Origin of the sequence: Bradyrhizobium sp. DOA1 (assembly GCF_001593325.1) — a bacterium.
GTDB lineage: Bacteria > Pseudomonadota > Alphaproteobacteria > Rhizobiales > Xanthobacteraceae > Bradyrhizobium.
This window is the reverse complement of record NZ_JXJM01000001.1, coordinates 3500349-3513356: the sequence shown is the minus strand read 5'-3', so window position 1 is coordinate 3513356 and position 13008 is coordinate 3500349. Positions and strand designations below refer to the sequence as shown.

At 64.6% G+C, this 13008-nt stretch carries 14 protein-coding genes and 1 pseudogene; 9 read left to right on the top strand and 6 right to left on the bottom strand.

The genetic code is table 11. The features are described from left to right. From SE91_RS38150 to SE91_RS16745, 3 genes and pseudogenes are all read right to left on the bottom strand, one after another. Positions 1-123: pseudogene (locus SE91_RS38150) on the bottom strand (polysaccharide deacetylase family protein); the annotation flags it as partial. Positions 124-264: 141 nt separating this feature from the next. Then, positions 265-834 (bottom strand): glutathione peroxidase, encoded by a 570-nt coding sequence (locus SE91_RS16750; RefSeq protein WP_061848365.1) that lies wholly within the window; start codon positions 832-834, stop codon positions 265-267. Positions 835-924: 90 nt separating this feature from the next. After that, positions 925-2487 (bottom strand): L,D-transpeptidase, encoded by a 1563-nt coding sequence (locus SE91_RS16745; protein WP_061851161.1) that lies wholly within the window; start codon positions 2485-2487, stop codon positions 925-927. A 209-nt stretch (positions 2488-2696) separates the two neighbouring features. Between SE91_RS16745 and SE91_RS16740 the strand changes: the two genes are divergently transcribed. The 3 genes from SE91_RS16740 (at position 2697) to SE91_RS16730 (ending at position 4421) form a co-directional block, all read left to right on the top strand. Continuing rightward, the gene (locus SE91_RS16740) at positions 2697-3245 is read left to right on the top strand and encodes a CreA family protein (RefSeq protein WP_060735880.1); all 549 of its coding nucleotides are present in this window, start codon (positions 2697-2699) and stop codon (positions 3243-3245) included. Positions 3246-3859: 614 nt separating this feature from the next. Continuing rightward, entirely contained in the window at positions 3860-4024 is a 165-nt protein-coding gene (locus SE91_RS37110) for a hypothetical protein (RefSeq protein WP_197489474.1), read from the top strand. A gap of 34 nt (positions 4025-4058) precedes the next feature. Then, positions 4059-4421, top strand: coding sequence for a hypothetical protein (locus SE91_RS16730; RefSeq protein ID WP_061848363.1), 363 nt, complete (start codon positions 4059-4061; stop codon positions 4419-4421). Positions 4422-4432: 11 nt separating this feature from the next. On the opposite strand, the gene SE91_RS16725 is transcribed toward SE91_RS16730, so the two are convergent. Both SE91_RS16725 and pdxR read right to left on the bottom strand, forming a co-directional pair. Continuing rightward, on the bottom strand, positions 4433-4678 hold the full coding sequence (locus SE91_RS16725; RefSeq protein WP_061848361.1) for a DUF6719 family protein: 246 nt from the start codon (positions 4676-4678) through the stop codon (positions 4433-4435). A gap of 67 nt (positions 4679-4745) precedes the next feature. Continuing rightward, the gene (pdxR, locus tag SE91_RS16720; protein WP_061848359.1) at positions 4746-6233 is read right to left on the bottom strand and encodes a MocR-like pyridoxine biosynthesis transcription factor PdxR; all 1488 of its coding nucleotides are present in this window, start codon (positions 6231-6233) and stop codon (positions 4746-4748) included. 73 nt (positions 6234-6306) lie between these two features. Here pdxR and SE91_RS16715 point away from each other — a divergent pair, with 73 nt between their 5' ends. The 5 genes from SE91_RS16715 (at position 6307) to kynU (ending at position 11531) form a co-directional block, all read left to right on the top strand. After that, complete coding sequence (locus SE91_RS16715; RefSeq protein WP_061848357.1) at positions 6307-7032, top strand: pyridoxamine 5'-phosphate oxidase family protein; 726 nt, start codon at positions 6307-6309, stop codon at positions 7030-7032. Positions 7033-7084: 52 nt separating this feature from the next. Next, positions 7085-8362, top strand: a complete 1278-nt coding sequence (locus tag SE91_RS16710) for an ArgE/DapE family deacylase (protein ID WP_061848354.1) — start codon at positions 7085-7087, stop codon at positions 8360-8362. A 274-nt stretch (positions 8363-8636) separates the two neighbouring features. Continuing rightward, positions 8637-9446 carry a hormone-sensitive lipase gene (locus SE91_RS16705; RefSeq protein WP_061848352.1) on the top strand — a complete coding sequence of 270 codons (810 nt, stop codon included), beginning with the start codon at positions 8637-8639 and terminating at the stop codon, positions 9444-9446. Positions 9447-9479: 33 nt separating this feature from the next. Next, positions 9480-10319 carry a tryptophan 2,3-dioxygenase gene (kynA, locus tag SE91_RS16700; protein ID WP_060735886.1) on the top strand — a complete coding sequence of 280 codons (840 nt, stop codon included), beginning with the start codon at positions 9480-9482 and terminating at the stop codon, positions 10317-10319. A gap of 9 nt (positions 10320-10328) precedes the next feature. Further along, a complete protein-coding gene (gene kynU / locus SE91_RS16695) occupies positions 10329-11531 on the top strand; it encodes a kynureninase (protein WP_061848351.1) in 1203 nt (400 codons plus the stop codon). Between the two features lie 110 nt (positions 11532-11641). Here kynU and SE91_RS16690 read toward each other — a convergent pair whose 3' ends face one another. Continuing rightward, positions 11642-12430, bottom strand: a complete 789-nt coding sequence (locus SE91_RS16690) for a cobalamin-binding protein (RefSeq protein WP_061848349.1) — start codon at positions 12428-12430, stop codon at positions 11642-11644. A gap of 120 nt (positions 12431-12550) precedes the next feature. Here SE91_RS16690 and SE91_RS16685 point away from each other — a divergent pair, with 120 nt between their 5' ends. Beyond that, positions 12551-12949, top strand: a complete 399-nt coding sequence (locus SE91_RS16685) for a PaaI family thioesterase (protein WP_061848347.1) — start codon at positions 12551-12553, stop codon at positions 12947-12949. Positions 12950-13008 lie beyond the last annotated feature (59 nt).

Genomic DNA, 13008 nt, shown 5'->3' with positions numbered 1-13008 from the left:
CGTCGCGGCCGCGGGCTTGGCGGCCGGGGCTTGCGACCATGCCGCGCCCGTCATGGCCAGAGACATCGCGCCTGCCAAAATCAGTCCTGCTGCCACGCGCATTGTGTTGTCCTCGAGATTGATCCCGTTGTTCCGCCGCGGCTTTTCGCTCGCGGCAAAACGTCCTGCCCAAACGATCCTAGCCTAGATGGTGGGCCCGCGTCATTGCAACGGCTGTTTGATGCCGCGCCACAATTGTGCCCAGCCGGATGGGGCCAACTGGCGTCAGCTGTCGGCCAACGCCTTGGCGATGGCCGTTTTGACCCGCGTATCGGTCGGTGCAACAGCGGACGGAAAGACCTCCGCGATATAGCCGTCACGGCCGATCAGGTATTTGTGGAAGTTCCACTTTGGAACCTCCCTTGGCCGTGCGTCGGCAGCCCATTTGTAGAATGAGTGCGCCTTCGATCCGATCACGGCCGACTTGGCCGTGACCGGGAAGGTAACGCCATATTGGTGGTGCGCGGTCTCTGAAATCTCGCTGGGGCCGCCGGGCTCTTGTGCGCCGAAATCGTTGGAGGGCACGCCGATGACGGTCAGCCCGCGCTCGCGAAACTCGCCCCAGAGCTCCTGAAGACCCGCATATTGCGGGGTGTAGCCGCAGAGCGAAGCGGTGTTCACGACCAGCAGCGGCTTGCCGGTGAAAGCGGCAAGGCGGATGTCGTCGCCGGACAATGCCCGGAAGGAGAAGGCATAAGCCGAAATCCGGCTCATGCCGCCATCGGCAAGTGTGCGGGTCGCTGGCATGAAGGTGCCGGCAAGCGCCACGGTGAGCAAGGTCCTGCGATTCATCATGACGGCGTCCCCCGAAATGACCCGGGGCGGATGTTACTCCGCCGCCGCGACCTCGCGCGTCAACACCGCGTTATCGGGAGCGATGAAAGCTCAGTACAGGCGGACGATGAAGTCGGTGCCTTCGCCCGTTTCGCCCTGGTTGATGCCCTGGTCGGAGACGATGATCGAGCCACCCGTGGTCAGCATCTCGTTGATCTTGGCCATGGTGTCGGCGGGGATCGTGATGCGGTCGAGGGCTTGGGCCGGGCCGTCCGGTGTGACCACCGGCTTTGCGGCAACGGGGATCACGGCAGCGTCACCCTTGCGGCGCGACACGCGTCCGTCATCGCGCGTAGCCGCGCGGACGGAGACCGGCAGCGACACCACCGACCAGCGCAGCGAATTTGAATCGGCCTTGTCGACTTCGGCCGTGAAGACGTGCGTGCCGAGCGGCCGGTCGCTCGGGGCGATGGTGACGGGCACCTCGAACAGCGGCGCAAAATTCTGCCGCACGTAGAGCTTGGAATCCTTGCGGCTGATGAAGACGGCGATCTGGCCGGCGCGCTTCGGCGCGTCCGGCTTTGCCGCCGGCGCGGGGTCGGCCATGCGCGTCTCGTCCTTCTTCACGTCGGGCGAGGCAGCAAGCGGCGGCGCGTCGGTCTTGGCGGCGTCCGGCTTGTCGGTCGTCGTTGAAGCCTTCGGCGCTTCCGCGGCGTCAACGGCCTTCGCGTCCGTGGCTGCTGGTTGGGCCGCGTCGGATGCCTCGGCGGTTTTGGTTTCGACCTTGTCGGCTGGAGCCGCTGCGTCCTCGCGGGCGGGCGCATTGCCGGTCGTCACATCCGACATCACGGTGTGGCCGACCGAGGTGCGCAAGTCGAGCACGCTGTCCGCACTGGCGGTCTTCGTTTCGACCGGCTTGGCTTCAGCGAGCTTGGCTTCGGCAGCCTTGGTTTGCGCCGCACCCTTATCGGCCTTGTCGTCGCCATTGATCTGCGGCGCGAGGCTGACGGCGGGCTGTGGCGGCACGCGCACCGAGGCGAGCAGCGGATGCGAGAAGTTTTGCGGCGACATCTGGCCGGGCGCCACGATCACCCGCGCGCCCATCCGGGTCCAGTTCCACATCTTCATCGCGAACGCCATCGGCATGCGGATACAGCCGTGCGAGGCCGGATAGCCCGGCAGCGCCCCGGCATGCATGGCAACACCGGACCAGGTGATCCGCTGCATGTACGGCATCGGCGCGCCGCTATAGATGTTGGAGTGGTGGAATTTGTGCTTCTGGATGATGCTGAACACACCCATCGGCGTCGAATGGCCCTTCATGCCCGTCGACACCGGAGATTCCGCGAACAGGCCGTTGCTGTCGTAGACCGCGACCTTCTGCCGCTCGATCGAGACGACGACGACCAGCGGTCCTTGCGGCTTGGTGCCTGCTTCCTTTTGGACGACGCTGTCCTTCTTGGCCGCGGTGGCGCGCTTCTGAGGCTTCTGGGTCGGTATCTCGAGGCGCCGATCCTGCCGGGCGTAATAGGATCCGTCGGAATAATCCGTCCAATAATAATACGCTGCGTCCGCCTGACTTGCCGTACCGATCGCACCTGCCGCCGTCAGCAAGGCGACCTGCCACAGCCGCGCCGGCTTGGTAGAAGAAGCGGCCCCGTTCACGCTATTCATCCTCGAATCCATCATCCAAATCAGACGTTAGTCTCGCAAAGGGGATACGCGTTCACCAGCAGCGCGGTTCTGCCGTCAGCTACAATTTGTCCAAGGCGTAGCAAAAAAGCCTCACGGAGCGGTAAACGGCGGCCGCGTCCGTTGGCGCGTCGTCTTCCTGTCGGGCTGTCGCGTTCCTACATTGCGGGCACTTGTTACCGGAGAACTTCATGTCATCTCGATTCCCTGGTCTTGCCGGCATCCGCTTGAAACGCCTCGCCTTATTGCTTCTGGCCCTGGCTGCGCCGGCGGCATCCGCCCAAGCTGCCGACGAGCCGGATCTGATCTTCCGCCGCTCGACCGTGTTCAAATGGATGAGCCCGAATGACAAGCTCGCGACCTATGGTCTCGACGATCCCGAGGTCGAGGGCGTGGCCTGTCATTTCACGGTCCCGGAGAAGGGCGGCTTCAAGGGCTGGCTGGGCCTTGCCGAGGAGGTCTCCGACATCTCGCTCGCCTGTCGCCAGGTCGGCCCGATCAAGTTCAAGAACAAGATGGAGCAGGGCGACGACATGTTCCGCCAGCGCCGCTCGCTGTTCTTCAAGAAGATGCAGATCGTGCGCGGCTGCGACACCAAGCGCAACGTGCTGGTCTACATGGTCTATTCGGACAGGCTGATCGAGGGCTCGCCGAAGAACTCGACCTCGACGGTACCGATCATGCCGTGGGGACCTTCGGACGCAAACGTGCAGAAGTGCGGCGAGTTCTTCACTCACTGACGACGGCGCGGCTGGCGCGCAGCCTCGCAAGATGCGAACCGGTCAGCCGCACGAATGTCTGCGGCGCGGCTTCAAAGCCGCGGCTCGATTGCAGCGCCATTTCCCCCGCGGATTTGGCGCGGCCGCAATCGGCTCCTTGATATCCGCGGCCCGTCCGTTGGTCCGCCTCGCGCGTCGTTGCGCGATCTGTCGCCATCATGATGGCCATCCTCAAATGAACGCGCCCGGTGATTCCGGGCGTCTCGGTTTCGATGGCTTGGGTCGCAGCCGAAGCGCCCCCGGTTCGACAGGCCCAGCCTTCGTTCGGCTTCTCTTCAGCAGAAAAACGTAAAACGCATGTGAAGCGCGTAAGGCTGGGGCGTGACGGTGCCGGCCTTCCGGATTCGCTTGGGCTCGAATGGGAACTTGCCGGGCGGCTTGGGGGCTTGGCGCGACCCGTCTGAAATGATTGGGGTTTCCTGCCTAATGTTTCGTCGTCCCGGAGGCGACGAAACAATGCACGCGAAAGATGAAACCATTTTCCGCTTTTGGCGCATCACGGGGGAAACCGCCCATGGTTATCAGCTTCACAACGACGACGGCACGCCGCCGGCCACGAATTGGGACACAAGATCATGCGCGCGCTCAGCTTCATCCTTGCCTTCGGTTTCGTGCTCGCCGGCTCCTCCTTCGCAGGCACGCCTGATGGCAGCCTGCCCGGTGTCGGCACCTTCCAGTACAGCGGCTCGCCGCTGACGATCACCGCACCGCAGCCGATCGTGCTCGCCGCGCGCCTCTGATCGCCAACACGCAAATCAGCCGGCAAGGGCCATCATGCTCGTTCGTTTCTGCGCCGCAGCATTCATCTCCCTCCTGACGATCAGTGCCGCTCAGGCACAGGTCCGCGCTCCCTCTAGGCTGCCGGATCCGCGCGGCGAATTCGTGCGTCAGTGTGCGCCACGTATGCTCGGGCGCTGGGAGCATCCCGAGGCGGTTTGCACCTGCCTGCACGACCATGCGGCTGCCATGGTCGAGAATCGCGATTTGCGCGAGGCCCTGCTGCGGGGCATCAGCGAAACCGGCGTGCCGACGATCGAGACCGACTGGGTACCGACGTCCAAGCAGGGCGAAATCGGCCCGACCTTCACCAGGATCGCCAAGCCGACCCTGCAGTGCATGTTCGACCCGGCGAAGTAGCTCTCAGGTCTTCATTTGGTTTTCGGACCGTAGCGCGGCACGCAGGCGCTGGTCCGCGACACGCCCTTGTCGGTCATCTTCGCGCCGCGCACTTCCTTGACCTGACCTGCGGGGCAGGTTCCGTCATCTACGAGCACGCGCTGGCCAAGCTTGAGGTCGACGATGTCCTGCTCGCGGCCGACCGTTGCTGCGTGCGCCGTCGAGGCGAGCGCGAGGGATATCAGGAGAGACAGGCAAGTCGCGCGGCGCAGCTGCATGATATGAGATCCCGGATCGATAGCCGCAATCTAGGAAGCGGCAGCCGATTCTCATAGTGAAGCTTCGTCACGCCCGTCGAAGCGATTTGCTCCTGGCGCGCAGGGCCGAGCGCGATTCCCGCGCCAGCCGTTCAGCCGAGGCGATCAATTGCGGAACCGCGTGCCCCGAAAATCCCAGCACGAAGCCGGGCAGGGGGCGTGCGCGTGAATAGGTGTCGGCCAGGAGCCAGCCCTCTGCACCAGCCGCCTGCTTTGCCTCTGCCGCCACCCGCGGATCGACTGCGGGATCGAACCGGGCGACGAGGTGCAACCCTTGCGACGGCACCGGCACGGATAATGCGCCGTCGGATCTGGCATCCAGCGTCGCGGCCAGGGCATCGCGCGCCTCGCGATAGAGCTTGCGCACGCGCTTGAGGTTCGCAACGAAGGCGCCGGAATTGAGCATGTCGGCCACGGCACCTTCCATCAGCGTGCCGGGAAAGCGGTCGAGCGTGGCGCGGGCCGCGGTCACGTCCGCGATCAGCCGCTCGGGCAGGGCGCAATAGCCGATGCGCAGGCCCGGAAACAGCGTCTTGGCGAAGGTGCCCATGTAGATGACGCGCTGGAGGTGATCGATGCCGGCGAGCGACATCAGGGGCGCGCCGTCATAGCGGAACTCGCTGTCGTAATCGTCTTCGAGCACGAAGGCGCCGGCCTGCTTGGCCCATTCCAGCAGTGCGAGCCGCCGCGGCATCGACATCTGGACGCCCAGCGGAAACTGGTGCGACGGCGTGACATAGGCCGCGCGTGCAGACGGCGCCGCCGCGCGACCTTTGGCTACCTGTAAGCCGTGCGCGTCGACGGGGATGGGCACGATGCGATATCCGCATTGGGCGATCGTCCGGCGGACGATGGGATAACCGGGATCCTCGCACCAGATCCGGTCGCCGGCTTTCAGGATCGCGCTCAGCACGATGCGCAGCGCGTGCAGCGTGCCTGATGTGAGCATGATCTGGTCGGGATCGCAGCGCAGGCCTCGCGCCGACAGCAGGTGATCGGCGATCGCCGCGCGCAGCTCGCGGCTGCCGCGGGGATCGCCATAGTGCAGATGCTCGGGTCCGAATGCGCGCATGCGGCGGCCGACGAAAGCGCGGAACCGCTGCACGGCGCGCTCGTCGATATGGGTGCAGCCGAGCGCGAATGCGCCCTGCCGCGGTGCTTCGATCACGGCCTTGGGCGTCTTCGCCTCGGCCGCGCGCGCCGGAATCCGGGCTGCGACGAAGGTGCCGGAGCCGACGGTCGCCTCGGCAAAGCCGTCCGCAATCAGCCGTTCATAGGCGGCGACGACGGCGTTGCGGCGGAAGCCCGTTTGCTTGGCCAGCGTCCGCGAGGGCGGCAGCGGCTCACCGGGCAGGACGAGACCCGCGACGATCATCTCGCACAGCGCCTGGTAGATCCGGTGCGCGGCGGATGCGCCCGCCGTGATGTGCGGACCAGTGAGGTTGAGCGGCAGCTCGGGCTTTGACAGAGCAGGGGCCTTGGCCGCCGCGGACGAATTGGTCGGAATTTTTCGCATGGAATTGGCACTATCGCAGACCAAATCCGCGGCTACAACTCTCCGGGATTGTTTCATTTCCGAGGAGCCGGCCGTGAGCCAGGTTGAGATTTCGAATTCCTATCCGACGTCAGCGCGCAACCAGGTGAAGCGCCGTCACGACCGCGGCTTCTACGATCACGCGACCGTTCACCGCATCCTGGATTCCTCGATGCTGTGCCATGTGTCCTACGTGATCGACGGCCAGCCCTATTGCACGCCGACATTCTTCTGGCGCGAAGGCACGAAGCTGTATTGGCACGGGAGTAGCGCCAGCCGCATGCTGCGCAACCAGACCAGAGGCGAGCGCGTCTGCCTGACCGTCGCCCATCTCGACAGTCTCGTGCTGGCCCGCTGTGGCTTCAACCATTCCGCCGACTACCGCGCGGTGATGGCGTTCGGCACCGCCTATCTCGTCACCGATCCCGCCGAGAAGGCGCGTGCGGTGATCGCGATGGTCGACCGCTTTTTCCCGGGCCGCACCGCCAGCCTGCGCCAAAGCAACACGCAGGAGATCAAGGCGACCTCGTTCATTGCGATGGAGATCGAGGAGGCCTCGGCCAAGGTCCGTGCCAAGGGCGTGGCCGACGACGACGAGGACTACGAATTGCCTGTTTACGCCGAGCGCATTCCGGTGCGCACCGTGCTCGGCGCGCCCGAGCCGTGTCCGCGCCTGCTCGACGGCGTCAGCCGTCCTGCGACGCTGGATGGCTATTCGGAAGGCCGGCTGCTCGAAGATGCATTGCGGGATGCGTATTATGTGGAGTACCCGAACGGCTGAAATCGGCTAGCTTGCGCATTCCTCGAACGATGCGAATGCCTGGAGTTGCTTGATGAATGCCGAAATGCAGCAGAGGATTCTCGACGCCGTCGACGCCGGCTTCGAAGCCCAGCTGGCGACCACGCGCGATTTCGTCGCGATCCCCTCGACCCGCGGCGCCGAGGGACCGTGCCAGGACATGATCGGCGATCTCCTGCGCGAGCGCGGCTATGAGGTCGACGACTGGCACATCAATGTCGACGACCTCAAGGACCTGCGCGGCTTTGGCCCGATCGAGCACGATTTCTCCAAGGCGCGTTCCGTGGTGGGTACCTACCGTCCGCAAACCAGCGCCGGCAAATCGCTGATCCTCCAGGGCCACTGCGACGTGGTGCCGGCAGGTCCGCTGGATTTGTGGGAGACGCCACCGTTCTCGCCCGTGATCAAGAACGGCAAGATGTTCGGTCGCGGCGCCTGCGACATGAAGTCGGGCACGATCGGCGCGCTTTATGCGCTCGATGCGATCAAGGCGGCGGGCTTGAAGCCGACGGCGCGGATCCACTTCCAATCCGTGATCGAGGAGGAGAGCACCGGCGTCGGCGCACTCTCGACGCTACAGCGCGGTTATCGCGCCGACGCCTGCTTCATTCCCGAGCCGACCGGCGGCAAGATGGTGCGATCGCAGGTCGGGGTGATCTGGTTCCGCCTGCGCGTGAAGGGACACCCGACCCACGTGGCCTTCGCAGGTTCAGGCGCGAATGCGATCATGGCGGCCTATCACCTGATCCAGGCCCTGCAAAAGCTCGAGATCGAATGGAACGAGCGCGCGAAAGCTGATCGGCACTTCAAGACGCTCAACCATCCCATCAACTTCAATCCCGGCATCATCAAGGGCGGCGACTGGGCCTCCAGCGTCCCGGCCTGGTGCGACGTCGATTGCCGGATTGCCGTGTTGCCGGGCTGGTCGATTGCGGATCACCAGAAGGAGATCATGGCGTGCGTTGCGGCTGCTGCGCGTAATCACCGCTTCCTCGCCAATAACCCGCCGGAAGTCGAATGGTCGGGCTTCCTGTCGGAGGGCTACGAACTGACTGACGCCGCCGCGCCCGAGGCTGCCTTCGGCAAGGCCTTCAACAACGTCTATGGTGGCGCGGTCGAAGACCTCGTCTTCACCGCGCTCACCGACACCCGCTTCTACGGCCTCAACCACGGCATCCCAAGCCTGTGCTTCGGCGCCAGCGGCGGCGAGATGCACGGCTTCAACGAATATGTCGACCTGGATTCGCTGAAGAAGACGACCAAGGCGATGGCGCTGTTCATCGCCGAATGGTGCGGCGTGGAGAAGGCGTAGGCCTCTCTCCGCGGTCATTGCGACGAAGCAATCCAGGCTGTTGCCGCGGAGGCAGGCTGGATTGCTTCGCTGCGCTCGCAATGACGGATGATAGTTCTGGAGGGGTGGCAAGGGTGGGCAAAGGCGCTCCTGCGCCATGCGGCCTCGGCGGCAGCGCCGTGTGCCCGAAACACGGGCTGTCAAATTCCTTTAAGCTTAAAAGAAAGACTAGGATGGCGGTCTGTCCGGTGGCAGACTGGTGTTCAGTTCGCTGAACGAGTCCCAGGGAGTGACCATGCGCGATTGGGATGATGCTTATGCCAATTCGGCCCATATCCCGGGCTCGGACAAGATGCCGGCGCTGTGGGCGGAGCGGGCGGCGGCCTATCGTGCCGGGCTGAAGGATTTTCGTGCGGACATCGCCTATGGCACCGGCGAGCGCCAGCGCCTCGACCTGGTCCTGCCGGACGGTGACAGCAAGGGCCTCGTCGTCTTCGTGCATGGCGGCTATTGGATGCGCTTCGACAAATCGACCTGGACAGATCTCGCCGAAGGCGCGCGTCACCATGGCTGGACGGTGGCGTTACCGAGCTACACGCTGACACCGGCCGCGCGCATCTCCGACATCACCGCCGAGATCACAACTGCGATTGCCAAGGCGGCTTCGCTGGTCGCGGGGCCGATCCGGCTCGCCGGCCATTCCGCCGGCGGACATCTCGTCACACGCATGCTGTGCAACGACAGCCGGCTCGAGCCCGCCGTCTACAATCGCATCGCCGGAACGCTCTCGATCAGCGGCCTGCATGATCTGCGGCCGCTGCTCAAGACCAAAATGAACGAGACGCTGCGCATGACCATGGAGGAGGCGACGCTGGAGAGCGCGGCGCTGCATCTGCCGCGCGGACATGCGCCTGTGACCGCCTGGGTCGGCGGAAGCGAGCGTCCGGAGTTCATCCGCCAGTCCGACCTGATGGCCAATATCTGGACCGGTTTCGACGTGCCGACGCGCCTCGTCGTCGATCCCGGGCTCAACCATTTTACGGTGATCGATGGACTCAAGGATCCATCGTCGCCGATCACTGCGCGCCTGATCGGCCTCGATTGACGCGGCAGGGATGATCGATCGAAAGGACCCGTCATGACGTCCAGCGATTACGATCCTGCAAGAGAAGGTGCCGAGACGGATTTCGCCCGGCGCATGTCCTATGGCGACTATCTGGCGCTTGATGCAATCCTTGGAGCGCAGCATCCGCTCTCGGAAGCGCATGACGAGATGCTGTTCATCATCCAGCATCAGACCACGGAGCTGTGGATGCGCCTTGCCATCCACGAGCTCAGTGCCGCGCGCCGCGCCATCGCGCGTGACGAAGTGCAGCCCGCGATGAAGATGCTGGCGCGGGTGTCGCGCATCTTCGAGCAGCTCAACGGCGCTTGGGACGTGCTGCGCACCATGACGCCGAGCGAATATACCCGCTTCCGTTCGCAGCTCGGCCAGTCCTCGGGGTTTCAGTCGCGCCAGTACCGGCTGATCGAATTTCTGCTCGGCAACCGCAACCATGCCATGCTCAAGCCGCACGCCCACGATGTGGAGACGACAAAATTGCTCGAAGCCGAGCTCGCGACGCCCAGCCTCTATGACGAGGTGCTGCGGCTCGCGGACCGCCATGGGCTCAAGATGCCTGCGGCCGTGCTGTCGCGCGACGTCCGCGAGACCCATGGCTTCAACGAGGGTGTGCTGCAGGCCTGGCGTATCGTCTACGAGGCGCCGGAGACGCATTGGATGCTCTATGAGCTTGCCGAGAAGCTGGTCGATTTCGAGGACTATTTCCGGCGCTGGCGCTTCAACCATGTGACGACGGTCGAGCGCGTGATCGGCTTCAAGCGCGGCACCGGCGGCACTGGCGGGGTCAGCTATCTCAAGCGGATGCTGGAGGTCGAGCTGTTTCCCGAGCTCTGGCGCGTGCGCACCATTCTCTGAGAGATCTTCATGCCCCAGCTTCGCGTCTATGACGACACCAGGGCGTTGTTCCATCTGCCCGACGGCGTGATCTATCTCGACGGCAATTCGCTCGGTGCGCTGCCATCAGGCGTGGGCGAGCGCGTTAGCCGCGTCATCACCGACGAATGGGGCAATGAGCTGATCCGCGCCTGGAACACCGCGGGCTGGTATGCCCAGCCGCGCCATGTCGGCGATCGCATCGCGCGGCTGATCGGCGCGGAATCCGGCTCCGTGATGGTCGGGGACACACTGTCGCTCAAGGTCTATCAGGCGCTCGCGGCCGCGCTCGACATGAATGCGTCGCGGAAGGTGATCCTGTCAGACACCGGCAATTTTCCGACGGACCTCTACATGGCCGAAGGCCTGATTCAAACGCTCGGGCGCGGCCATCAATTGCGCCTGGTGGCGCCGGAGGAGATCGAGGTCGCGCTCTCGGAGGAGATCGCCGTCCTGTACATCACCGAGGTCGACTATCGCACCGGCCGCCGCCACGACATGGCGAAGCTCAAGGCCAAAGCGCACACACTCGGCATCGTCACGGTCTGGGATCTCGCGCACTCCGCCGGCGCTCTGCCCGTCGATCTCTCCGGCTGCGGCGCCGATTTCGCCGCCGGCTGCACCTACAAATATCTCAACGCCGGTCCCGGCGCGCCGGCGTTCCTCTACGTCGCGCCCCGCCATGCCGACAGCGCGCGTGCCGCTCTGTCCGGTTGGATGGGGCACGCAAAGCCGTTCGCATTCGAGCTCGCTTATGCGGCGGCCGGCGGCGTCGAGCGCATGCGTGTCGGCACGCCGCCGGTGTTGGCGATGGCGGCGCTGGAGGCCTCGCTCGACATCTGGGACAGGGTTGATATTGCCGAGGTCCGTGCGCGTTCGCTAGCGCTCGGCGATCTCCTGATCGCCGAGGTCGAGCGCCGTTGTCCAGCTCTGAGGCTGGTGACGCCGCGCGCGCATGAATGTCGCGGCTCGCAAGTCTCCTTCAGCTTCGACGGCGGCTACGCCGCCATGCAGGCGCTGATCGCCCGCGGCGTCATCGGCGACTTTCGCGCACCGGACATCATGCGCTTCGGCATCACGCCACTGTATGTCGGCGAGGACGAGATCGTCCGCGCCGCCGAGATCATCGAGGAGGTGATCACGGGCGAAGTGTGGCGACGGCCGGAATATCAGGTCGTGCACGCGGTGACGTGAGGAAGGCCTTTCCACGTCATTGCGAGGAGCCCTTGCGACGAAGCAATCCAGAATCTCTCCGCAGAGATGCTCTGGATTGCTTCGCTTCGCTCGCAATGACGGCGGAGAGATCAGGGATGCTCACCCCACAACGCCCTCACGATCGCGTCGAGCCCGTCCGTGAGCGCCGCCGGTCCTGGCTGCAGGATGATCGGCGACTTGATCTCGACGATACGATCGTCGCGCACGGCCGGAATGTCGCTCCAGCCATCGCGCTGCTTGATGCGGACTGGGACGACCTTCTTGCCGCACCATGACGCGAGGATCACATCGGGCGCGGCCTCGCGCACAGCGTTCTCCGAGACGATGCGGTCTTTCGCGGCCTGTCGTGATCGCAGCTCCGGAAACACATCCGTGCCGCCGGCGATCTCGATCAGCTCGGACACCCAGCCGATGCCCGAGATCAACGGATCGTCCCATTCCTCGAAATAGACTCTTGGGCGCGGCGAGGGGCGGGGCGTTGCAGTGATCGCGGCGAGGCGCTGCTCGAGACTCCGAGCGAGGTCCTCCGCGCGCTGAGCCGCGCCGACCAGCGCACCGAGCGTGCGGATCATGGCCATGATTCCGGCGAGGTCGCGCTGATTGAAGACGTGAACATCAATGCCGGCACGGACGAGGTCGGCGACGATGCCGGCCTGAAGGTCGGAAAAGGCCAGCACCAGCTCGGGTTCCAGCGCCAGGATCTTCGGGATGTCCGCCGAGACGAAGGCCGACACCCGCGGCTTCTCCCGCCGCACCTGGGGCGGCCGGACGGCGTAGCCGGAGACGCCGACGATACGGTCCTGCTCGCCGAGCAGATAGAGCGTCTCGACCGTCTCTTCGGTCAGGCAAACGATGCGGCGGGGCGGGAAGTGGCGCATGGGAGAGCAGCATATGCGCCGTGGGAGCGCCGATGTCAGCCCGTCCATTACCTCGGACGTCATTGCTTTGCCGCGCGAAGCAATTCACGCTGAGACAACAACGAATTGGGAGGAGATCCGATGACGCCGCTCGAAAAACTTCAAGCGATGAAGATGCCGTTCGCCGAGCTCAAGGGCGTCGAGTTCGTCGAGGCCGGCAAGGACCGTGTGGTGGCACGGATGACGGTCCGGCCGGACCTCTGCACGCTTCATCACACCATCCATGGCGGCGCGGTGATGGCGCTGGCCGATTCCGTCGGGGCGGCTGCGACCGTGCTCAATCTGCCTGAGGACGCCAAGGGAACCACGACGCTGGAGAGCAAGACCAACTTCATCGGCGGGGCCAAGGAAGGAACCACTATCATCGCCACTGCGACCCCGGTTCACCGGGGTCGGCGGACCCAAGTCTGGACCACCCGACTGGAAACTGAGGACGGCAAGCTGGTCGCATTGGTGACCCAGACCCAACTGGTCCTGTAAGGCTACTGGGCTTTGAATTTGTTAACGAATTAGTCGTTCACGATGCCGCTAAGTTGAGC